We start from the raw sequence: 20,360 nt of genomic DNA on the forward strand, positions 1-20,360 counted from the left end.
CTTCCCGCCCCCGGCAAACCCCAGCAAAGGAACCCCGTGCTCGAACTGCTGTTCACGCCCATCGCCGGCGTCATCGCCATCGTCGTCGTCGTCCTCATCATCGTGTGGGCCTGGGCGAAGGTGCTCTACCGCAACGTGTCGCCCGACGAGGCGATCGTCGTCACCGGCAAGCGCTCGCGGCGCAAGATGATCGACGGCGTCGACACCGAGGAATCGGGCCAGCGCGTCGTGCACGGCCAGGGCGTCTGGATCATGCCGTTCTTCCAGAAGGCGCACAAGCTCTCGCTGCGCTCGCGGGCCATCGAGATCCGCGCCGAGGCGCAGACGAACAACGGCATCACGGTGAACGTCGACGCCGTCGCCATCGTCAAGGTCGGCGACAGCGCCTCGGCGATCCGTGCGGCCGCCCAGCGCTTCCTCGGCCAGGACAAGAACATCGACATCTTCGCCCAGGAGGTGCTGTCGGGCTCGCTGCGCGCCTCCATCGGCGCCACCGACGTGCTCACGATCATCAATCGCCGCGACGAGCTGTCGGCCGCCGTGCTCGGCGTCGCCCGCGACTCGCTCGCGAACCAGGGCCTCGACGTCGACTCGTTCGAGATCAAGGGCATCTCCGACAGCAACGGCTACATCGAGGACCTGGGTCGGGCCGAGCAGGCGAAGGTGCGGAAGCAGGCCGAGATCGCCGAGGCCGAGGCTCAGCGCGAGGCGCGCGAGGCCGTCATCGCCGCCGAGCAGACCGTGGCCGAGCGTGAGGCCGAGCTCGCCCAGCGCAAGGCCGCCCTGCAGCGCGAGACCGACAAGGCGATGGCCGAGGCGGCCGCCGCCCGCCCGCTGGCCGAGGCCCTCTCGCAGCAGGAGGTGGTCGCGCAGCAGGAGATCACCGCCCAGAAGAAGGCGGCCCTGCGTGCAGCCGAGCTCGACTCCGAGGTGAAGGCGGTCGCCGACGCCCAGGCGTACCGGGTGAAGGTCGAAGCGGATGCCGCAGCCGAGGCGGTCCGCGTCGCCGCCGATGCCGACCGGGTCGCCCGCACGGCCGCCGCCGAGGCGCTGAAGGCCGAGGGCCTTGCGGAGGCGGACGCCATCAACGCGCGGGGTGCCGCCGAGGCATCCGCGACCAAGGCCGCCGCCGAGGCCGTCGCACAGCAGTCCGAGGCGCTGCTGCAGATGCGCCTCATCGATGCCCTGCCCCTCATCGCGCGCGAGCTCGCGGCGCCCATGTCGAACATCGACCAGCTCACGGTCGTCTCGACCGACGGCGCCTCGCAGCTCGCCAAGAACGCCGTCTCGGGCATCACCGAGGTCGACGCGATGCTGAGCTCGACGATGGGCGTCGGCATCCGCGAGCTCATCGGATCGCTCGTCGGAGGCACCGCCGCCGGCGCCGCGATGGCGCGCAGCACCGAGCCGGTCGCGAATCCCGCGCTCGCCGAACTCGGACTCGACGACGTCGGCACGCGCATCGAGGGCGCCGCCGGTGCCGAGGTGTCCCGAGCATCCACCGAGCACGACATCCCGACGGTCACCGGATAGGGCGCCGGCGTCGCAACCGTGCCACGATGGCCGTATGTCCGAGCCAGTGAGCGGCGAGTACGGGTCAGGCGTCGAGGGCGATCGCAACGCGGCGTCATCGGGGATGGTCATCGGGGTGGATGGCTCCGAGTCGTCCATGGCGGCACTGCGCTACGGCGTCGATCTCGCGCGACGCCTCGGCCTGCGGGTGCAGGCGACCGCGGTGTGGCATCACCCGTCGTTCCTGTACGGCGGCTACTACCCCGAGCTCGACTGGACCCCTGAAGACGACGCGGCGAAGGTCCTGAAGCTGGCGACCGACGAGGTCCTCGGCGACGACGTGCCCGAGTGGTACACGACGCAGACGCGCCAAGGACGTCCGGCCGAGGTGCTCATCGAGGCGTCGATGGACGCCGAGATGATCGTTGTCGGCAGTCGCGGCCACGGCGGGTTCGCCGGGCTGCTGCTCGGCTCGGTCAGCGCCGCGGTCGCCGAGCACGCGCATTGCCCCGTGCTCGTCGTGCACCGGAAGTAGGGGGTCAGCACGGCCGAATCGGGGGGTCGAGGGATCGAGGATCGAGTGGAACGGAGGGGTCGGATGCCACGACGCACCGCCATCTACTTGCCCGGGTTCGGGCACGCCAACCCGATCCCGGTGGCGAGCCGGATCGGGCCGCACCTCGTTTCGGGCGCCCTGACCGGGCGCGACCCGTCGACGCGAGAGCTGCCGCCGTCGCTCGAGGAGCAGTGCGCGAACGTGTTCGCGCATGTGCGGGCGCTCATGGAGGCCGCGGGCGGCACCCCTGACGACATCATCAAGATGACGGTCTGGCTTGCGGATCCCGGCGACCGCCAAGCCCTCAACCGCGAATGGGTCGCGATGTTCCCCGACGTCGACAGCCGGCCAGCGCGCCATGTCATCCCGCAGGTCGGCGGGGGTGCGCTCATCCAGGTGGATCTCACCGCCGTGCTCGCCGAGCCCGCGAGCGGGTGACGGGCGTTCCGCGCGCCGTGCCCGAGCGGCATCCGATGCTGAGGTGACACGACCGGGAGTGGCCCGCACGATAGGGGGATGGCTTCCGCAGACACGCTCATCTCCCTCGCAGACCCCGATGATGCCGAGATCGTGACGCGGCTGCAGATCGACTTCGGCGACGAGTTCGACGATCCGTCGCCGCCGTTCGACGTACTCGTGCCGCGATTCCGGCACTTGCTGGCTGATCCGGCTGCGTTCGTCCTCTTGGCCGGGGATCGCGACGACCCCATCGGCTACGCGGTCGTGACCCTGCGCCCGACTGTCTACACCGACGGGCCGCTCGCCGTGCTGGATGAGCTCTACGTGCGACCGGCTCGCCGAGGCGAGGGCATCGGCACCGTGCTCCTGACGCGCGCGATCGAGGAGGTGCTTGCTCGCGGCGGCGGGGAGATGCACATCAACGTCGACGAGATCGACACCGATGCACGCCGGTTCTACGAGCGGCACGGCTTCGTCAACATCGAGTCGGGCCACGACTACCGAATGCTGCTGTACGTCGGCCAGCTCACTCGGTGACGGCTGGCGCGGCGTGTCCCGGCCGCTGGGCCGGACGCTGGCGCCCCCGCGCTCGAGCGGGCGATACTCGAAGCATGAGCGCAGACGAGCGACCCCCGACCCTCCACCTGACCGAGGACGAGTGCTGGCAGCGACTCAGGGATGCGCCGTACGGTCGTGTCGCCGCGTCCGCGGCCGGCGAGGTCGACATCTTCCCCGTGAATCACGCGGTCGACAACGGCACCATCGTGTTCCGCACGTCACCCGGAACGAAGCTGCTCGAGCTGACGATCCGCCACAGCGTCGCATTCGAGGTCGACGGGTACAGCGAGACCGACGCGTTCAGCGTCGTGGTGAAGGGCACCGCCCAGGAGTTCGACCGTCAGTCCGAGGTCGAGGCCGCCGAACAGCTCGGCATCACGCCGTGGGCGCCCGAGGAGAAGGACCGCTGGGTGCGCATCACGCCGAGCAGCGTGCAGGGGAGGACGTTCCAGCGGCGCGGAGCCTGAGTTCCCGGCATCCGCTCGGCCGGCGCCGGGGCTGCATCCGCTCGCCGGGCGGCGCCCTGGTCAGGACTCGTCGAACGTGACCGCGGGCGTGCGCGCGGGCGGCCCGGTTCGGAAGCCGACGAGCTTGTGCGAGCCGTCGCAGAAGGGGCGGCTCGCGGAGGCGCCGCACCGGCACAGGGCGAACGTGCTGCGGCTCGGCTGCACCGGCCGGCCGTCGTCGTCGACGAGTTCGAGGTCGCCGCGTACCAGGAGCGGGCCGTCGGGGCACGCCGTGATCGTGACGGGGCGGGCGGGCCGGCCCGGCGCAGCCCCCCGGTGCGACCCCCCGGCCCCACCCGGCCCGGCGGGAACCACCGGCGGGGCGGCCGGCCCGGCCGCGGCTCCCTGAGCGCCGACTCACCCGCCTCGAGCCGCTGCCGAACGCCACCCCAGAGGTCGCCGTCGATGGCAAGGCAGGCGGCCGCGCCGAACAGGATGTCGGCGACGAGCTCAGGCTCGTCCTCGGCGAGGGATCCGGCGAGGTCCCGTGCGGCGACCTGCTCGTGGACGGCATCGGCCTCGACGTGCTCGTCGAAGTACTCGATGACGTCGGCGTCGAACCCGAGGCGCCGAAGGCCGTTGGCATAGGCGCGGCACGGGAGCGAGGACGTCATCTCGTACGCGGCGAGATGCCCAGCGATCGCACCGCGGAACCGACGGTGCAACCCGAAGAGCGACATGACGTTCATCGAGGTGTAGGCCGCGGCCGGCACGTGGTCGGCGTAGGCGCCGTACCGGTCGTCGAGGCCGGCCGCTCTCACGCACTTCGCGTAGAGGGTCGCGTGCAGGCGGTCGGCGCGGCCGCCACCGTACTCGTCGGCCTGGATCTCGACGAGGGCCGCCTTCGCCCGACCGTGCAGGCGGGGGATCGCCCAGCTGTGCGGATCGGCCTCCTTCAGCGTGTAGATCGTGCGGCACGCGAGCACCTCGCGAACCTGGTCGGCGGTCGCCTCGCTCTCGACGAATCGCGAGAGGCTCGGCCCGCCGTCGTCCTCGGTGAGCTCGAACAACGCCTCGGGAACGGTGCGCGTGGCGACCGGCTGCGGTACGCGCTGACGCAGCGCTCCCTCGAACGCCTGCTCGACCTCTGCACGCACCCACAGCAGGCGGGGGTCCCACTCCCAGCGATCGTCGACGCCCTCGATGCCGCCGTAGTGCAGTTCGTACATGAGGAAGAGCGCGAGTTGCACGTCGTCGTCGACGAGCAGGTCCTCGGATGCCGCGAGCGCGCGTTGCCCGATGGCGGCGAGTCGCTCCGCCGCACGCGCGGCGTCGTACCCATCCTCCGTCGCCTCGCCGAAGGGGCCGGACGAACCCAGCAGGTCGATCAACGCCGTACTGAACGGTCCACGCGGTGAGGGCATCGCCATCGGCCGCATGTGCCGGCTGATCGTGTCGTCGTCGGGGCGGTCAGCGGTCGCCAACGTCGTCGTCACGGCTTCAACACGACCTTGATGCATCCGTCCTCCTTGTTCTTGAACGTGTCGTACATCTCGGGTGCCCGGTCCAGCGGCACGCGGTGCGTCGCGAGGTCCTCGAGCCCGAGCGGGTCGTCGGGCGCCTCCGCGAGGGGGAGGAGCTCGTCACGCCAGCGATGCACGTTGCACTGGCCCATGCGCATCGCGATCTGCTTGTCGAACATGGTCATGAGCGGCATCGGGTCGGCGGTTCCGGCGTAGACCCCGCTCAGCGAGACCGTGCCACCACGGCGCACCGCGTCGATCGCGAGCATCATCGCGGCGAGGCGATCGACGCCGGCGGTGGTCATGAGCTTCTTCGCGACCGCGTCGGGCAGCAGGCCGACCGCATTCTGCAGGAACGCGGTGCCCGGGTTGCCGTGCGCCTCGATGCCCACCGCGTCGACGACCGAGTCGGGTCCGCGCCCGTCGGTCGCGTCGCGCAGGCGCTCCAGCACGTCATCGGTGAGGTCGAAGACCTCGGCGCCGTACCGCTCGGCCATGAGCCGCCGCTCGGGTACCGGATCGACCGCCACCACGCGATGGCCGAGGTGCGTGCCGATGCGTGCGGCGAACTGGCCGACCGGACCCAGCCCGATCACGCCGAGGGTGCCGCCGGGTGGAACGTCGGCGTAGGCGACGCCCTGCCAGGCGGTCGGCAGGATGTCGCTGAGGTACAGGTAGCGCTCGTCTGGCAGGTCGCGGCCCACCTTGTACGCGTTGAAGTCGGCACGACGAACGCGCAGGTACTCGGCTTGGCCGCCGGGAACGGATCCGTACAGCTCGGTGTAGCCGTAGAGGTCGGCGCCCGTGCCGGTGTCGCGGTTCTGCGTGGTCTCGCACTGCGTGGTCAGTCCGCGCCGGCACATGAAGCACTCGCCGCACGCGATCACGAACGGGATGACGACCCGATCGCCGACGGCCAGCTTCTGCACCTCGCTGCCGACCTCCTCGACCACGCCCATCGGCTCGTGCCCGAGGATGTCGCCCTTGTCGAGGAAGGGCCCGAAGACGTCGTAGAGGTGCAGGTCGGATCCGCAGATCGCCGTCGAGGTGATCCGGACGATCACGTCGGTGGGCTCCTCGATCCTCGGATCGGGGACCTCCTCGACCGTCACCTTCCGGGTCGCCTGCCACGTGAGCGCTCGCATCCTTCCGGTCTACGTGGGCTCCGGGCGGATGTCACGGGGTTGACAGGCCGCGCGGCCCGCTCCCGCCCCTGCACCACCGTCGCAGGTCATGGGTGCTCCGGCGCACAACGACGGTTCGATGAGTTCGGGCGGGGATCAGGCCTCGTCGGGCGGGGATTCGATGTCGCCGGGTCGGGTGTCCCCGTCATCCGCGATGTCGATGCGCGTGACCCCGTCGCGCTCGGTTGACTGAGCGGTCCGGCGCCCGCTGCGCCATTTCGGCGTTACCTGCGCCACCAGAACGGGCGCAGGCAACGCGCAAGTGGCGCAGCGCCGGCGCCCGCATGCCACGCGCACACTGTCGGCCGGGTCCGGCACACTGGAACGGTGATCGCCGAGCATGAGCTGACCTGGCGGCCGCGCCATCCGACCGATCTTCGCCAGACACTCGGGGTGCTTCGGCGCGGTCCCGCCGACCCGACCTTCAAGCTCGACGCGGCCGGCGCGGCCTGGCGCACCACGCGCACCGCCGACGGCGTCGCGACGCTGCGGTTCGAGCAGCGCGGTCCCGACGAGCTCCGCTGCAGCGGGTGGGGCCCCGGCGCTGCCGCGGCCGTCGCGCAGGCGCCCTCGGTGCTCGGCGAGCACGACGACCCCAGCGGCTTCGATCCCGGCATCCGGCTGCTCGACGACGCGCACCGCCGCAATCCCGGCATGCGCATGGCGCGCACCGGCGCCGTGTTCGAGGCGCTCGTGCCGGCGATCCTCGAGCAGAAGGTCATCACGCCGCAGGCCCACGAATCGTGGCGCCGGCTCGTGTGGATGTTCGGCGAGCCGGCACCCGGTCCGACGCCGAGGCGCATGCAGGTCACCCCGTCGCCCGAGGCCTGGGCATCGATTCCCACGTGGGAGTGGCACCGGGCGGGCGTCGACCCGCGCCGCGCCCGGACCGTCGTGAATGCGGCCCGGTATGCCGCTCGTCTCGAGGAGGCGGCCGGCATGAGCCCGGCGGATGCCACGGCCCGCCTCACCCTCATGCCCGGCGTCGGGGCGTGGACCGCCGCCGAGGTCGCCCAGCGCGCCTTCGGCGACCCCGACGCGCTCTCGGTCGGCGACTACCACCTGTCGAACTACCTGGGCCATGCGCTCTGGGGCCGCGACATGACCGACGGCGAGATGCTCGAGGCGATGACGCCGTGGGCGGGGCACCGCTACCGGGTCGTGCGCCTGCTCGAAGCGGCTGGCGTGCGAGGGCGTCCCCGCCGTGGACCGCGCATGCCCTTCGTCGACCACCGCGCGATCTGAGCGCCCGAGCCGTTCGCACGCCTCTCGCACGTCCAGGCCCGGCCGGCTCAGGGCAGCAGCGCGTCGAGGCTCGGGTGCAGGTGCCGGGTCATGAGCACGGATGCCGCGTGCCGCGCCCCCGCCCGCAGCGCGTCGGGCAGTGGCGATCCCGCGAGCGTCGCGTCGAGCACGCCGGCCATGAATGCGTCGCCGGCGCCGTTCGTGTCGAGCACCTCGACGGGCTCGGCCGCGACGTGGTGGCGCCGCATCCGTTCGTCGACGGCGACCGCTCCTTCAGCGCCGAGCGTGCACACCACGAGCGAGGCACCGCGCTCGATGCACGGCTCCATGAAGGGGAACGGATCGTCGCCGATGCGGTCGGCATTCATGAAGATCACGTCGGCCGCCTCGATGAACGGGCGATGGAACTCCGTCTCGCCGTCGTAGTCGTGGATGTCCGTCCAGATCGGCAGCCCCGTGGCGCGCGCGGCGGGCAAGAGGCCGACGGAGAGGGGAGCGAGGTCGAGCACGAGCGCCGCGGCATCCGACATGGCGGCCATCGCGTCGGGTGAGGGGGCGTCGTCGACCGGCTGCGGAGTCGCCAGGTAGAGCGACACGCGGCCCCCGGCACGCGTCATGAGATTGAGGTGTCGCTCGGTCGTGACCCCGTCGCCCGCGATGAGGTCGACGCCGGCTCCGGTGAGCGCACCCCGCACACGACGGCCTTCGGCATCATCGCCGAGGAGCGTGTGCAGCGTGACCGGGCGTCCGAGCCCGGCGAGACCGAGCGCCTTGCCCGCCGACGTGCCTCCCATCGTCTCCCAGTCGCCCAACGCGAACTGCATGTGCGGCACCGGGTCGGGCAGCCGGTCGAGTTCGACGAGGTGGTTCCACGCTGCGGGCCCGGCGATGAAGACGCGGTCGGTCATCCGTTCATTCTGGCGCGTTCCCCCGGCAGGATCCGCGTCGGCGGTCGGCTACGCTGAGCCTCGCCGCCACAGCCGCCCGCCAAGGAGGAACGTGCCCCGCTTCGACCTGCCGCTCGAGGAACTCCGCGTCTACCGGCCCGAGGTGGCCGAGCCCGACGACTTCGACGCCTTCTGGGCCGAGACCCTGGCGGAATCCCGTGCGCTCGCCGGGTCACCCTCGTTCGCGCGCGTCGAGTCGCCGCTCTCCGCCGTCGAGGTCTACGACGTGTCGTTCAGCGGCTTCGGCGGCGACACCGTCGTCGGATGGTTCATCGTGCCGGCCGGCAGCGACGGACCGTTCCCGGCCGTGGTCGAGTACCAGGGGTACGGCGGCGGGCGGGGCCTGCCACACGAGCACCTCGCGTGGGCGGCATCCGGCTTCGCGTATTTCGTCATGGACACCCGCGGTCAGGGCAGTAGCTGGGGCACCGGCGGGTCGACGCCCGACCCGCACGGCGTGGGGGCGTCGGCGCCGGGATTCATGACGCGCGGTATCGAGTCGCCCGGGTCGTACTACTACCGGCGGGTCTTCACCGACGCGGTCCTCGCGATCGAGGCCGTTCGCTCGTTCGAGGGGATCGACGGCGACCGCATCGCCGTGTCGGGCACGAGCCAGGGCGGCGGCATCGCCATCGCCGCCGCCGCGCTCAGCGAGGGCGTCGTCGCGGCGATGCCGAACGTGCCGTTCCTCTGTCACTTCGAGCGCGCGGTGGGCATGACCGACCGGCTCCCGTATCACGAGATCGTGCGATACCTCTCAGTGCATCGGGATGCCGCGCCACGCGTCTTCCAGACGCTCGCGTACTTCGACGGCGTGAACTTCGCGAAGCGCGCGACCGTGCCCGCGCTGTTCTCGGTGGGACTGCTCGATCCCGTGTGCCCGCCCTCGACGGTGTTCGCTGCTCGCAACCACTGGGACGCGAGCGGGCGAGCCGGTACACCCCACATCGTCGAGTACGCGTTCAACGAGCACGAGGGCGGTGCCGCGGCGCACTGGCCGCGCCAGCACGACTGGCTGGCCGGGCGCGTCGGGTGACGGCGAGCCGCCCGCCGGCCCGGGCAATCGCGAGCCGAACCCGCCCGCCGTGTGCCTCAGGCCCCCGAGCGCTCGAGGTACGCCTCGATGCGGTCGAAGGCGCCGTTCCAGGCCTCGGTCTCGAAGAAGTCGCGCACCTCGGGGGTGGGGAACCCGGTCTGCTCGACGGTCATGAGCGTGCCGGTGCCGCTGGCTTCGAACGTCACGACGACGTGCGTGGTCATGCTCTGGCCGCTCGGGTCCCACCCGGTCGACTCGGTGACGAGCCGGTGCGGGCGGTCGATCTCGAGGAACGTCTGCACCTCGGTGAAGAGCGTGTCGCGGTCGGGCCCCCACACGGCCTTCTGGGTGCCGCCGACACGCAGGTCGACCGAGATCTCGACGACGCCGGGCTCCTCGTCGAGGATCGAGAACCAGATCTTCTGCTTCTCGGCGTCGGTGTACGCGTCGAAGACCTCTTCGGGGGGAGCAGGCAGCTGTCGCGACATCCGCAGTCCGATGGTGTCGGATGTCTCGGTGCCGGTCGTGCTCGTCTCGCGCTCGCTCATGATTCCGTTCCTTTCGTTCGGTCGTCGTTCGTTGGGTTGCCCTCTGCTCCGGTCTGGAGCGTGAAGTACGCCTCGAGGCCGTCGAACCGACGCTCCCAGAGCCGTTGGTAGAAGGTGATCCACGCCATCGCGTCGTCCAATCGCTCGGCGCCCGGCCGGACCTGCCGAACCCGGCCGACCTTCTCGGGGGCGACGAGGCCCGCGGCCTCGAGCACGGCGACGTGCTTGCGGATGCCGGTGAGCGGGATGCCCGCCTGCTCAGCGAGCTCGGTGATCGTCGCCCGACCCTCGCCGAGCCGGGTCAGGATGCCGCGCCGCGTGTCGTCGGCCAGTGCTGCGAAGGCTCGATCGAGCGCCTCGGGTGGGATCACCTGTTGCTGAACCATGTGGTTCAGTGTACGACACTGAACCGAAAAGTTCAATAAGTGCCGTCGATCGATTCGATCTGGGATGGGGCCTCGCGCAGACGCGCAGCAGCGACATCCGAGCCGCGCTCATGCCATGGTGTCGAGGATGCCCACCAGCTGTTCGAACGTCGTCATGGGGTTCACGATCGCGAATCGCGTGTTCGGCCGGCCGGCGTGGGAGCTCGGCGTCACGAACGCACGCTGCTCGTCGAGCAGGCGCGCCGACCACGCCGCGTACTCCGACCTCGACCAGCCGTCGCGCTCGAACACCACCACCGAGAGCTGTGGCTCGCGCACGAGGTGCAGGTACTCGCGCGAGGCGATCTCGCGAGCGATGTCCTGGGCGAGCTGCAGCGAGCTCGAGATCGCCGCGCGGTAGGCGCCACCGCCGTACGTGGCGAGCGAGAACCAGAGCGGCAGCCCCCGGGCGCGCCGCGTGAGATGCGCGGCGTAGTCCGACGGGCTCCACTCGCTCGTCTCGGTGAGCGTGTCGAGGTACTCGGCGTGCTGGGTGTGCGCCCGGCGGCCGGCCTCGGGGTCGCGATAGATGAGCGCGCAGGCGTCGAACGGGGCGAACAGCCACTTGTGCGGATCCACGATGAGCGAGTCGGCCCGCTCGACCCCGGCGAACCGTTCGCGGGCGAGCGGAGAGAGCATTCCGGTGAGGCCGTAAGCACCGTCGACGTGGAGCCAGAAGTCGAACTCCTCCTTGAGCGTGGCGATCGAGGCGATGTCGTCGACGATGCCGAAGTTCGTCGAACCAGCGGTGGCGACGACGGCGAACACGGATGCCCCGTGCTGCTCGAGTGCGGCCCGCACTGCGTCGCCCCGCAGCGTTCCGCCCGGGTCGGGGGTGACCGGAACGACCTCCACGTCCATCACGCGGGCGGCCGACGCGATCGACGAGTGGGCCTCGGCACTGCACACGACGCGCCATCGATCGGGCGCGGGCGCACCCATCTCGCGGAGTGCGAGCCGCGCGGCCTCCCGAGCGGCGACGAGGGCGGAGAGGTTGCCCAGCGTGCCGCCCTGCACGAAGACCCCGCCCGCGGCGGGCGGCAGTCCGAACTCGCGTGCCAGCCAGGAGAGCACCTCGTTCTCGGCGTGCACGGCTCCCGCGCCCTCGAGCCAGGAGCCCCCGTAGATCGCGCACGCCGACACGACGAGGTCGAAGGCCGTGGCCGCCTTCGTCGGCGCGGTCGGGATGAACGAGAGGTACTGGGGATGATCGGTCGTGATGCAGGCCGGCGCGAGCACGTGCTCGAAGAGCGCGAGCGCCCGGCGTGCTCCGATGCCGTGCTCGTCGATCGTGCGCCCGGCCAGGCGGTCGAGTTCGAACGGCGACACGGGCTTGTCGAGCGGGGTGTCGCTCGACAGCACCCGACGGCGCGAGAAGTCGAGCACGAGGTCGACGATCTGTGCGGTCTCGTCGGTGACGGCGTGCATCCGAGTGGCCGGTGACGACATGGGCGTTCCTCTCGTGGGGGCTGGGTCCATCAAAGCACCGCGTCGGGGTCATCCCTGACCCGATCGGTTCTCCTCGGGTGTAGAACGAACTGAGGAACACTCAGAGGGGGAGAGCGTCATGAACGCGGATGCAGGAGTGGAACCTCGGGGGCCGGGAGATGCGCTGGTGCAGGTGGCCACGGGCTTCGATGCAGGGTTCCTGGGGGTGGATGCCGCGATGCCGCGTCTGCCCGAGCGTCGGGCCGCGGCATCCGTCGAGCTCGCGTACGAGCACTTCACGGTCGTGCTCGACACGACCAGGCGTTTCGCCGGGGTGACAGCCGTGAACATCGACGGCGCCCGGCTCCTGCAGGTGCCGCGCGACGACAGGTGGGAGTTCGACGACCGCATCGACCGCCAGCTCCAGGCTGGACCGGACGTCTATGCGAACAACGATCTCGACCGCGGTCATCTCGTGCGCCGGAACGATCCCGTGTGGGGCGAACCGGCCGTCGCTGCGCGCGCGAACACCGATACGTTCCGGTTCACGAACGCCGCGCCGCAGGCGTCGGGGTTCAACCAGTCGAGGGAGCTGTGGCTCGGTCTCGAGGACCATGTCCTCGAGCACGCCCGCGTGCACGACCTCAAGCTCAGCGTGTTCACCGGGCCGGTGCTGGCCGACGATGATCCGCCGTATCGCGGCATCCGGATTCCGTTGAAGTTCTGGAAGGTGGCGGCGTGGAGCACCGGCGACGCGCTCGCGACGACGGGCTTCGTCGTCGATCAGTCGCCGCTGGTCGATGTGGACGAGCTCCCGCGCACAGTCGGTGCGCCGCCCCCGCTCGGGCCGTTCCGGACGTTCCAGGTTCGGGTCGCCGACATCGCGGAGCTGACCGGCCTCGACATGCCCGAGCTCATCGAGGCCGAGCACCTGCCGCGCGGGGTCACGGGGTGGCGGCCGCTCGAGTCGGCGGACGACATCCTGGTCTGAGCGCACAGGCGGGCGGCTCGGCGTCCATACGGGTTCAGCCGGGGGATCGGGGACCGCGCTCGGTCAGCGGGCCGCCGTCGCCGGCACTCCGTGATCGGTGTGCGGTGCGATGCGCTCGATGATCGACGAGAGCCGGGCGTGCAGCTCGACCAGCTCATCCATGTCGACGCCGAGGGCCTCGACCACCTGGCGAGGCACCGTCTGCGCTTCGCGGCGCAGCGCCCGACCGGCAGCGGTGAGGCGGAGTGCCAGTTGCCGTTCGTCGTGGTCGGAGCGCTCGCGCGTGACCAGCCCGGCGGCTTGCAGTCGCTTCACGAGCGGCGAGAGGGTCGCCGGTTCGAGTCGCAGGGCGCTCGCGATCTCGCTCAAGGAGCGCGGCTCTCGTTCCCAGAGGGCGAGCATCACCAGGTACTGCGGATGGGTCAGGCCCATCGGCTCCAGGATGGGCCGGTACGCCGCGATCACCGATCGCGAGGCGACCGCAAGGGCGAAGCAGAGCTGACGATCGAGCTTGAGCAGGTCGTCGTCGGTCATCGCCGTCGGATTCGTCGTGCCCATAGTTACTTAGTATACTAAGAGTTATGGCACGAAAGAAAGCGGATGCCGCTCACTCCGAGTCCGTGCGTGCATCGACGTCGCACGACGCGTCGGGTTCGGGCCGCTCGAAGCGTCGACCCAACCCGATGAACCCGTTCGACCAGAAGCCCGGGTTCTTCAACAGGGTGAATCGCGTGGTCTACACCTTCATGGGTCCTGCCCACGTCGGCATCGGCCGTCCTGAGGCTCCGTACGTGCCGCCCGCCGACCCTCGCTGTCCGCTCTGCGATCAACAGATGACCCTGCATCAGATCGACCGCTCGAGCGAACGGACGCAACTGCACTGTCCAGCCCGGGGCTGATCGAGCTCCCGGCCTCCCTGGTTCCCCCGCTTCCCTGCTACCCGTACTCCTCTCCTCCCCTCGCTCTCTCGCTCTCTCGCTCTCTCGCCCTCTCGGCCGGGTTCTCGCGCCACTCGATCTCGGCCGTGCGGCGCGCGCGGTCGCCGGTGTCAGGGGCTCGTGGTCGAGTTGCGGTATGGGCTTCGATGCGTTGTTCCTGGGGGTGCGGGCGCCGATGCCGCGGACCAGTCATGCGCTCCCGTCGCGCGGCCTCAGGGATCATGCCGCCGCTTCCGTTCCGCTCGACTACGTGCATTTCAGCGTGGTGCTCGATTCCGTGCGCCGGCTCGCGCGCGTCACGGGCGTGAATGTCGATGGCGCCCTCCTCGTCGAGGTCGAGCGGGCCGACCGGTGGCATCTCGACGAGCGAATTCCGGCCGACTGGCAGGCGGGGCCCGCGATCTACGCCGACAACGACCTCGACCGGGGCCACCTCGTGCGCCGGCGGGACCCGGTGTGGGGCAGCCCAGAGGTCACCGCTCGCGCGAACTCCGACACCTTTCACTACACGAACGCGGCCCCGCAGGCGTCGGGCTTCAACCAGTCGAAGGAACTCTGGTTGGGCCTCGAAGACCACGTGCTCGAGCACGCCCGCGTGCACCGTCAGCGCCTCAGCGTGTTCACGGCCCCCCTGCTGGATACCGACGATCCGTCGTACCGCGGCATCAGGATCCCCCTGCGGTTCTGGAAGATCGCCGCATGGAACTCGGGCGCCGACCAGCTCGCCGCGATCGGTTTCGTCGTCGACCAGTCGCCGCTCGTCGAGACCGGCGGACTGCGCGAGCCCGCGCCGGGTGAAGCGCCGGCACTCGGCCCGTTCCGCACGTTCCAGGTTCCCATCGGCGACATCGCGGCGCTCACTGGGCTTGCGATGCCAGAGCTGGTGGAGGCCGACCGCATTCCCGCGACGGTCGCCGAAGCCGGTTGGCGGCGCGTCGAAACTCCCGACGAGATCCTGTACTGATTCCGAGACCGAGTGCACTGATTCCGAGGCCGAGTGCTGGCTGGAGGCACCGTGCGACCAGCCGCAGACGAACCGCGGTCTCGAGGGATGCCCCGGACTCTTCATGCCGCGCCGATCTGATCGGGCAGCGCGAATCGAGCTCGCCCGCCGAGCCGAGGAGTTCGGGAAGGGTCGATCCCTGGCGGCGGGATGAACCAGACGCGATCACGCGACGCTCGGATCTCCCACTCCTCGCGGTGCATGCGGTGGTGGCAGAAGCTGCAGAGCATCACCCCGTTCGCGAGATCGGTCGGACCTGCATCGCGTTCCCACCAGCGGATGTGGTGCGCCTCGACGTAACCGATGTTCTGACCGCAGGCGGCGCAGCCGCCGTCGCGTTCGGTGAGTGCGATGCGCTGCGCCTTCGAGAAGAGCCGAGTCGTGCGGCCCACGTCGAGTGGAAGACTCTGGCCACCGAACACCGCGGGAATCAGCTCGGCGTCGGCGGAGAGCCTTCTGGCCATGCTCGCGGATACGGGCTGATCGATGCCATCGATGGTCGCGTGTCCGACGCCATCGCGCAGGGTGTCGAGGTCGAGGCGTACGACCATGGTGGTCTTCGCAAGCGGGGCGAGCGTGCTCGAGCAGCCGAGGGTGTGACGAGCGATCGCCGCCAGCGCATCGGCCTGCAATTGCGGAACGGAGCGTTCGTCATCGAGGATCGGCGGCGAGTCGCCGTCGGGGCGCCGTCGGCGGAGTGAGTCGGACACGAGCGCCTCGATCGCCGCCTTGATGGGTGCGGCCGTTTCTGCGTCGAGGCGCGCATGCAGGTGCACCATTCCGCGTGACTCGCGGAGGGTGAGCGAGCGTTCGTGCCAGGTCTCGACTTCGCGCCGCTCGATCGCATCGTGATCGAGCCGGGCTTCGGCCTCGCGCACGCCGCGGATCAGCAGCTCGAGCGGCGCGCTCTCAGCGAGCTGCACGAGCGCGGCCTCGGTCGCGTCGGACCTTTCGGGGTCAGCGCGCGGCCCGACCCGGTCGAGCATCGTGGTGATCGCTGAAGCGGCATCGATGCTGATGCGGCCCTGATCGAGCGAGGATGCCACGTGGGAGTGACGAGCGGGCCCACGTTCGTCGGTGAACGATCGCAGCGCGGATGTCGCGCTGCCGACCGCGATGAACTTCGCCGCGTCGCCGCGGGAGATGCCCATTGACGCTGCCACGAGCCGAGCCGGATTGTGGAACCCCCTCGCCTTGGCGAGACCCTCGACACCGAATCCGCGATGCGAGCGCTTCTCGATCTCAGCCGCCACGCGGGCGAGCAGTGCCTCGGCGTGGCGACGGAGCTGCGCGATCGACTCGGTCGCGCGCACCAGGCCGTCGTCGCTCATCTGCTCGACCGCCGACTGCGCCCCGCCCTCGACACGCCCGGGTGCACGCAGGGCCCCAGCCCACGTCTCGCGCAAGTCGGCGACGTGCGCTTCGAGCTGCGCGAGCGGGGATTCCATGTCTCGAGTCTGCACCGACCCACTGACATTCGTCGCACGCAGAAAGGGCGTCTGAACAGGCAAAAGGCCTGTGGAGAACGCGAAGTCACCCGCCGCCTGTTGAGGACAAGTCGAGCCGGAGGACCCGGCAGCCCGACGCGCCTTGCGCTCGGCCTTCGCCTCGGCGTCGATCTGCGCCATGATCTGCTTCGTCTCGTCGAGCTCGCCGAGCATCGGCCGGATCCACTCCATCCGCGGGTTCGAGTCGACGAGGATGAGACGCACGAGCAGGCTCAGCGGGATCGCCAGGATCGCGCCGATCGGCCCGATCACGACCGCCCAGAACAGCACCGAGAAGAACGTGAGCGTCTGGCTGAGCGACACCGCGTGGCCGACCACCCGCGGCTGGATCACCGATTGGATGATCCCGTTGATGATCCCGTACACGACGATGACGGCGATCACGGTCGGCCACCCGCCGACCAGCGCGCCGAACACGATCGGCGGGATCAGCGCGATGAAGTACCCGACGTTCGGGATGAACGAGCACACGAACGCGAGCAGGCCCCAGATGAACGCGCCCGGCACGCCGATGATGAGGAGCGCGACCCAGTTGATGACGCCCTGGGCCACCCCGAGCACCGTGGTGACCACCATGTAACGGCGCACGTTCGAGCCGTACGCCACGAGCGATGAGACCACGAGCGGCCGCGTCGGGTAGAGCTGGCGGAACAGGGTCGGCACGAAGCCCGCGTCCATCGCCATGAGCAGCAGCATCGTGAAGACGATCACGAGCAGCGTGATCCAGCCGGTCAGTCCGCCGACCAGCCCGCCGAGGAATCCGATCAGCGTGCCCGGGTCGAAGTCCGCGAACAGGTGGTCGATCTCGTCGGCGTCGATGCCGATCGTCGACAACCACTGCGCGAACGACTGGCCGACCGCGGCGATCTGGTCGGCGAACTGCGGCAGCAGCTCGGCGAACTGGGTGAACGCCACGAGCACCGCGTAGCCGAAGGCGAGCAGCAGCACCACCACGGCGAGGATCACCGAACCGGTGGCGATGCCACGTGGTACACCTCGCTTCTCGAGGGCGATGCGCAGCGGATGCACGCAGATCGTGAGCACGAGGGCGAAGAAGACGGGCGCGAAGATGCCCGCGATCGCGGCGAGGCCGAACGCGATGACAACGCCGCCGGCGATTCCCATCAGGATGTACGCGTTGCGGTGCTCGCTCACCGGCTCGGCCGGGACCTCATCGCTGTGCTCATCGGCGACGGAATCGGCCTTCGATCGCCTCCTGGTCCACCACATGAGGACTCCGATCCGCGGGCCGCGACGCCCGCGCTGAGCCATACGATAGCGAGCGGATGCCGCAGCCGGCATCATCCGATTCGCGTGACGTGACCCCGCGGCCGGTGCCACAGTGGGGGCATGGCCGAGGCCAGCGCCACTCGACGGGAGCTCACCACCGACGTGCTCGTGGTGGGCGCCGGACCGAGTGGCCTGATGCTCGCGGTGTGCCTCGCGAAGCTCGGCGTCGATGCGATCATCGTCGACGGCAAGCTCGGACCGACGCGCGAGTCCCGTGCACTGGGCGTGCAGGCCCGCTCGATGGAGCTGTACGACCAGCTCGGCCTCGTCGACCGGGTGCTCGCCGAACGCGCGCCGGCGCCGGCGATCGTTCCCGGCGCCGGTCGTCGGGCATTCGGCCGCGTCGAGTTCCGGGGACTCGGGGCCGGAGTGTCGCCGTACACCGAGATCACGGTGTTCGAGCAGAGCCGGAACGAGCGGCTGCTGGTCGACGCGTTGGCCGACCTCGGACGTGAGGTGCACTGGGGTCACGGGCTCGAGCGACTGGAGGTGGTCGAGGCCGCCGGGGGCGCCGCGGCATCCGTCATCGCGACCCTGGCCCGGCCCGGCGGCGAGACCGTCGTGCGCGCACGATACTGCGTGGGCGCCGACGGATCGCACTCCCCGGTGCGCGAGTCGCTCGGCATCCCGTTCGAGGGCGTGACGAACGCGTTCACGTACTACATCGCGGATGCCGCGGACGTGACGGGCCTCGTCGACGGCGCGATCAACCTGCGGTTCACGACCGACCACTTCGTGCTCGCGTTCCCCATGGGCGGCACCCGGATGCGCCTGCTCGGCATCGTGCACGACGCCGACCTCGACGCCGAGGGGAACCTGCCCGAGGCGAACGTGCGGGCCCTCATCCGACGCGAGTTCGGCGTCGCGTACTCGCAGACGTCGTGGTTCACGACCTACCGCGTGCACCACCGGCTCGCGGCCCGCTTCCGCCAGGGTCCGTGCTTCATCGTCGGTGATGCGGCGCACATCCACTCGCCGGTCGGCGCGCAGGGCATGAACGCGGGCCTGCAGGAGGCGCACAATCTCGCCTGCGCGCTCGCCGACGTGCTCCTGGGCGGAATGCCCGACGCTCGCCTCGACCGATACGAGGCGGAGCGCCGGCCGGTGGGCCGGACCCTCGTCTCGACGACCGATCGCCTCTTCGCGAACATCACCTCCGAGTCGCGGTTCGCCCGCTTCGTCCGCGGACGCGCACTGCCGGTCGTCGGCCCGATCGGTGTGCGGCTGCTTCCGCACCTGCTCGGCGGTCGGCTCTACGGGTACGTGTCGCAGACCCGCATCCACTACCGGATGTCTCCCCGGCTCTCGAGCCGTCGCGACCCCGTCGTCGGCCGCCGGCTGCCGTGGACCGGCGACAACTTCGACGTGCTCCGCTCGATGACGTGGCAGGTGCACGGCTACGGCGTGCACGAACCCGAGGTGCAGGCCATCGCCGAGTCCGTCGGCCTCGCGGGTCACGCGTTCCCGCCCGACCCCTTCGGGCGGCTCGACCCGGGGCTCGTGTACCTCGTGCGCCGTGACGGGTTCGTCGCGGCCGCGGCATCCGCTCGCGCCGTGTCGGGCGGCCCCCTCGCGTTCCGCGAGCAGCTCGCCGGCTGAGCGAACGGATGCCGCGGCCACGGTCGATGCGAATGGATGCCGCGTGGCGGCGTATCGTCGTCGGGTGACCCACGAGCCGAATCCCGAGCAGCCTCCCGAGCCGCCGCCGGGACCGGCGACGTCCGCCACGCTGCAGCGCCGCCGGATCGTGGGCGCCGCGACGCAGCTGGGCACCGAGGTCTCGATCAACTTCGGGTCGTCGCTGGCGGGACTCGTGATCCCCGTCGTCGGTTCCTTCGTCACGGTCGCGGCGCGGCAGATCGTGATGGTCGCGGCGGTGCTGCCGTTCTACCGGCCCAAGCGCGCCGAGTTCACCTGGCGCCGGATCCGCCCGGCGATCGCGCTCGGCGTGGCGCTCGCCGTCATGAACCTCGCGTTCTACGAGTCCGTGCACCTGCTCGGGCTCGGCATCGCCGCGACGATCGAGTTCCTCGGGCCGCTCGGTCTCGCGTTGGCGACCTCGCGCCGCGTGCTCGATGTCGTCTGCGCGCTCGCCGCGGGATCGGGCGTCGTGCTGCTCATCGGGCCGGGGTCATCGGATGCCGCGGCCATCGACCCCTGGGGCGTCGTCCTCGCGCTCACGGCCGCCGCCGCGTGGGCCGCGTACATCGTGCTGACGCGCCGCGTGGCCGTCGGACTCCCCGGACTCGAGGGGCTCACGATCGCGAGCATCGTGAGCCTCGTGTTGCTGCTGCCGTTCGCCATCGCGACCTTCGATCCGGCCGTGATCGACTGGGGCGTCGTCGGGCTGCTGCTCGGCGTCGGCGTGCTCTCGTCGGCGCTGCCGTACAGCCTCGACACGTTCATCCTGCGACGCATCACACCCCGCCTGTACGCGATCATCACGAGCTTCGGTCCCGTGATCGCGGCCGTGTTCGGCTGGCTCGTGCTCTCCGAGACGTTCACCGTGACGGAGGTGGTCGCCATCGCGATCGTGTGCGGCGCGGCCGGCACCGCCATCGCGACGCAACGCGATCGGCCGAAGAGCGACCTCGAGCGGACCGCCGAGGGCATGGCGTAGGAGACCGGCGGGGGCGAGCACTGTGCCGGGGGCGGGCACCGCGCCCCGCCTCGTTGCCCCGCCGGATGTCGCGACCCTATCGTGGAACCGCGGGTGCACGCCGGGCTCGCACCCGCATTTCGCACGACGACGTCGGGAGGGGC

At 70.6% G+C, this 20,360-nt stretch carries 20 protein-coding genes and 1 pseudogene; 12 read left to right on the forward strand and 9 right to left on the reverse strand.

Translation table 11 applies throughout. The features are described 5' to 3' along the window. From HUS56_RS06295 to HUS56_RS06315, 5 genes are all read left to right on the forward strand, one after another. Nucleotides 1-1,533: flotillin family protein (locus HUS56_RS06295; RefSeq protein ID WP_217423952.1), on the forward strand; the 1,533-nt coding region annotated here is incomplete at its 5' end. 34 nt (nucleotides 1,534-1,567) lie between these two features. Next, nucleotides 1,568-2,047 (forward strand): universal stress protein, encoded by a 480-nt coding sequence (locus HUS56_RS06300; protein ID WP_254431314.1) that lies wholly within the window; start codon nucleotides 1,568-1,570, stop codon nucleotides 2,045-2,047. Between the two features lie 63 nt (nucleotides 2,048-2,110). Beyond that, nucleotides 2,111-2,506 (forward strand): RidA family protein, encoded by a 396-nt coding sequence (locus HUS56_RS06305; RefSeq protein ID WP_173922561.1) that lies wholly within the window; start codon nucleotides 2,111-2,113, stop codon nucleotides 2,504-2,506. A 78-nt stretch (nucleotides 2,507-2,584) separates the two neighbouring features. Next, on the forward strand, nucleotides 2,585-3,064 hold the full coding sequence (locus HUS56_RS06310) for a GNAT family N-acetyltransferase (RefSeq protein WP_173922562.1): 480 nt from the start codon (nucleotides 2,585-2,587) through the stop codon (nucleotides 3,062-3,064). Between the two features lie 74 nt (nucleotides 3,065-3,138). Next, the gene (locus HUS56_RS06315; protein ID WP_173922563.1) at nucleotides 3,139-3,552 is read left to right on the forward strand and encodes a pyridoxamine 5'-phosphate oxidase family protein; all 414 of its coding nucleotides are present in this window, start codon (nucleotides 3,139-3,141) and stop codon (nucleotides 3,550-3,552) included. A 60-nt stretch (nucleotides 3,553-3,612) separates the two neighbouring features. Here the strand turns inward: HUS56_RS06315 and HUS56_RS17480 are convergent, their stop codons facing one another. The 3 genes and pseudogenes from HUS56_RS17480 to HUS56_RS06330 all read right to left on the reverse strand — a co-directional run bounded on the left by HUS56_RS17480 (nucleotide 3,613) and on the right by HUS56_RS06330 (nucleotide 6,199). Continuing rightward, entirely contained in the window at nucleotides 3,613-3,906 is a 294-nt protein-coding gene (locus HUS56_RS17480; RefSeq protein WP_173922864.1) for a CDGSH iron-sulfur domain-containing protein, read from the reverse strand. 149 nt (nucleotides 3,907-4,055) lie between these two features. Further along, nucleotides 4,056-5,051 (reverse strand): annotated as a pseudogene (locus tag HUS56_RS06325) (iron-containing redox enzyme family protein); the annotation flags it as partial. Beyond that, nucleotides 5,024-6,199 (reverse strand): zinc-dependent alcohol dehydrogenase, encoded by a 1,176-nt coding sequence (locus tag HUS56_RS06330; protein WP_173922564.1) that lies wholly within the window; start codon nucleotides 6,197-6,199, stop codon nucleotides 5,024-5,026. The pseudogene HUS56_RS06325 and the gene HUS56_RS06330, both read right to left, overlap by 28 nt. A gap of 366 nt (nucleotides 6,200-6,565) precedes the next feature. On the opposite strand from HUS56_RS06330, the gene HUS56_RS06335 reads away from it, so the two are divergent. Continuing rightward, a complete protein-coding gene (locus HUS56_RS06335) occupies nucleotides 6,566-7,483 on the forward strand; it encodes a DNA-3-methyladenine glycosylase (RefSeq protein ID WP_173922565.1) in 918 nt (305 codons plus the stop codon). Nucleotides 7,484-7,530: 47 nt separating this feature from the next. Here the strand turns inward: HUS56_RS06335 and HUS56_RS06340 are convergent, their stop codons facing one another. Further along, complete coding sequence (locus HUS56_RS06340) at nucleotides 7,531-8,391, reverse strand: carbohydrate kinase family protein (protein WP_173922566.1); 861 nt, start codon at nucleotides 8,389-8,391, stop codon at nucleotides 7,531-7,533. 91 nt (nucleotides 8,392-8,482) lie between these two features. Between HUS56_RS06340 and HUS56_RS06345 the strand changes: the two genes are divergently transcribed. Next, nucleotides 8,483-9,466 carry an acetylxylan esterase gene (locus tag HUS56_RS06345; RefSeq protein ID WP_173922567.1) on the forward strand — a complete coding sequence of 328 codons (984 nt, stop codon included), beginning with the start codon at nucleotides 8,483-8,485 and terminating at the stop codon, nucleotides 9,464-9,466. A 56-nt stretch (nucleotides 9,467-9,522) separates the two neighbouring features. Here the strand turns inward: HUS56_RS06345 and HUS56_RS06350 are convergent, their stop codons facing one another. The 3 genes from HUS56_RS06350 to HUS56_RS06360 form a co-directional block, all read right to left on the reverse strand. After that, the gene (locus HUS56_RS06350; RefSeq protein WP_173922568.1) at nucleotides 9,523-10,014 is read right to left on the reverse strand and encodes an SRPBCC domain-containing protein; all 492 of its coding nucleotides are present in this window, start codon (nucleotides 10,012-10,014) and stop codon (nucleotides 9,523-9,525) included. Next, nucleotides 10,011-10,400, reverse strand: coding sequence for a winged helix-turn-helix domain-containing protein (locus tag HUS56_RS06355; protein ID WP_173922569.1), 390 nt, complete (start codon nucleotides 10,398-10,400; stop codon nucleotides 10,011-10,013). Before HUS56_RS06355 ends, HUS56_RS06350 begins: the two co-directional genes overlap by 4 nt. 108 nt (nucleotides 10,401-10,508) lie before the next feature. After that, entirely contained in the window at nucleotides 10,509-11,888 is a 1,380-nt protein-coding gene (locus HUS56_RS06360) for an aminotransferase class V-fold PLP-dependent enzyme (RefSeq protein ID WP_173922570.1), read from the reverse strand. A gap of 118 nt (nucleotides 11,889-12,006) precedes the next feature. Here HUS56_RS06360 and HUS56_RS06365 point away from each other — a divergent pair, with 118 nt between their 5' ends. After that, nucleotides 12,007-12,858 (forward strand): DNA/RNA non-specific endonuclease, encoded by an 852-nt coding sequence (locus HUS56_RS06365; protein WP_371808297.1) that lies wholly within the window; start codon nucleotides 12,007-12,009, stop codon nucleotides 12,856-12,858. 63 nt (nucleotides 12,859-12,921) lie between these two features. Here HUS56_RS06365 and HUS56_RS06370 read toward each other — a convergent pair whose 3' ends face one another. Further along, on the reverse strand, nucleotides 12,922-13,416 hold the full coding sequence (locus HUS56_RS06370) for a MarR family winged helix-turn-helix transcriptional regulator (RefSeq protein WP_254431315.1): 495 nt from the start codon (nucleotides 13,414-13,416) through the stop codon (nucleotides 12,922-12,924). A 23-nt stretch (nucleotides 13,417-13,439) separates the two neighbouring features. Between HUS56_RS06370 and HUS56_RS06375 the strand changes: the two genes are divergently transcribed. Both HUS56_RS06375 and HUS56_RS06380 read left to right on the forward strand, forming a co-directional pair. Beyond that, the gene (locus HUS56_RS06375; protein ID WP_173922571.1) at nucleotides 13,440-13,757 is read left to right on the forward strand and encodes a hypothetical protein; all 318 of its coding nucleotides are present in this window, start codon (nucleotides 13,440-13,442) and stop codon (nucleotides 13,755-13,757) included. 175 nt (nucleotides 13,758-13,932) lie between these two features. After that, the gene (locus HUS56_RS06380) at nucleotides 13,933-14,760 is read left to right on the forward strand and encodes a DNA/RNA non-specific endonuclease (protein WP_173922572.1); all 828 of its coding nucleotides are present in this window, start codon (nucleotides 13,933-13,935) and stop codon (nucleotides 14,758-14,760) included. Nucleotides 14,761-14,861: 101 nt separating this feature from the next. On the opposite strand, the gene HUS56_RS06385 is transcribed toward HUS56_RS06380, so the two are convergent. Further along, complete coding sequence (locus HUS56_RS06385; protein WP_173922573.1) at nucleotides 14,862-17,537, reverse strand: AI-2E family transporter; 2,676 nt, start codon at nucleotides 17,535-17,537, stop codon at nucleotides 14,862-14,864. A 120-nt stretch (nucleotides 17,538-17,657) separates the two neighbouring features. On the opposite strand from HUS56_RS06385, the gene HUS56_RS06390 reads away from it, so the two are divergent. Together HUS56_RS06390 and HUS56_RS06395 are read left to right on the forward strand one after the other, a co-directional pair. Beyond that, nucleotides 17,658-19,196, forward strand: coding sequence for an FAD-dependent monooxygenase (locus tag HUS56_RS06390; RefSeq protein WP_173922574.1), 1,539 nt, complete (start codon nucleotides 17,658-17,660; stop codon nucleotides 19,194-19,196). Nucleotides 19,197-19,260: 64 nt separating this feature from the next. After that, nucleotides 19,261-20,217 carry a DMT family transporter gene (locus HUS56_RS06395; protein ID WP_173922575.1) on the forward strand — a complete coding sequence of 319 codons (957 nt, stop codon included), beginning with the start codon at nucleotides 19,261-19,263 and terminating at the stop codon, nucleotides 20,215-20,217. The last annotated feature ends 143 nt before the right edge of the window (nucleotides 20,218-20,360 follow it).

Origin of the sequence: Agromyces sp. Marseille-P2726 (assembly GCF_902809835.1) — a bacterium.
Lineage (GTDB): Bacteria > Actinomycetota > Actinomycetes > Actinomycetales > Microbacteriaceae > Agromyces.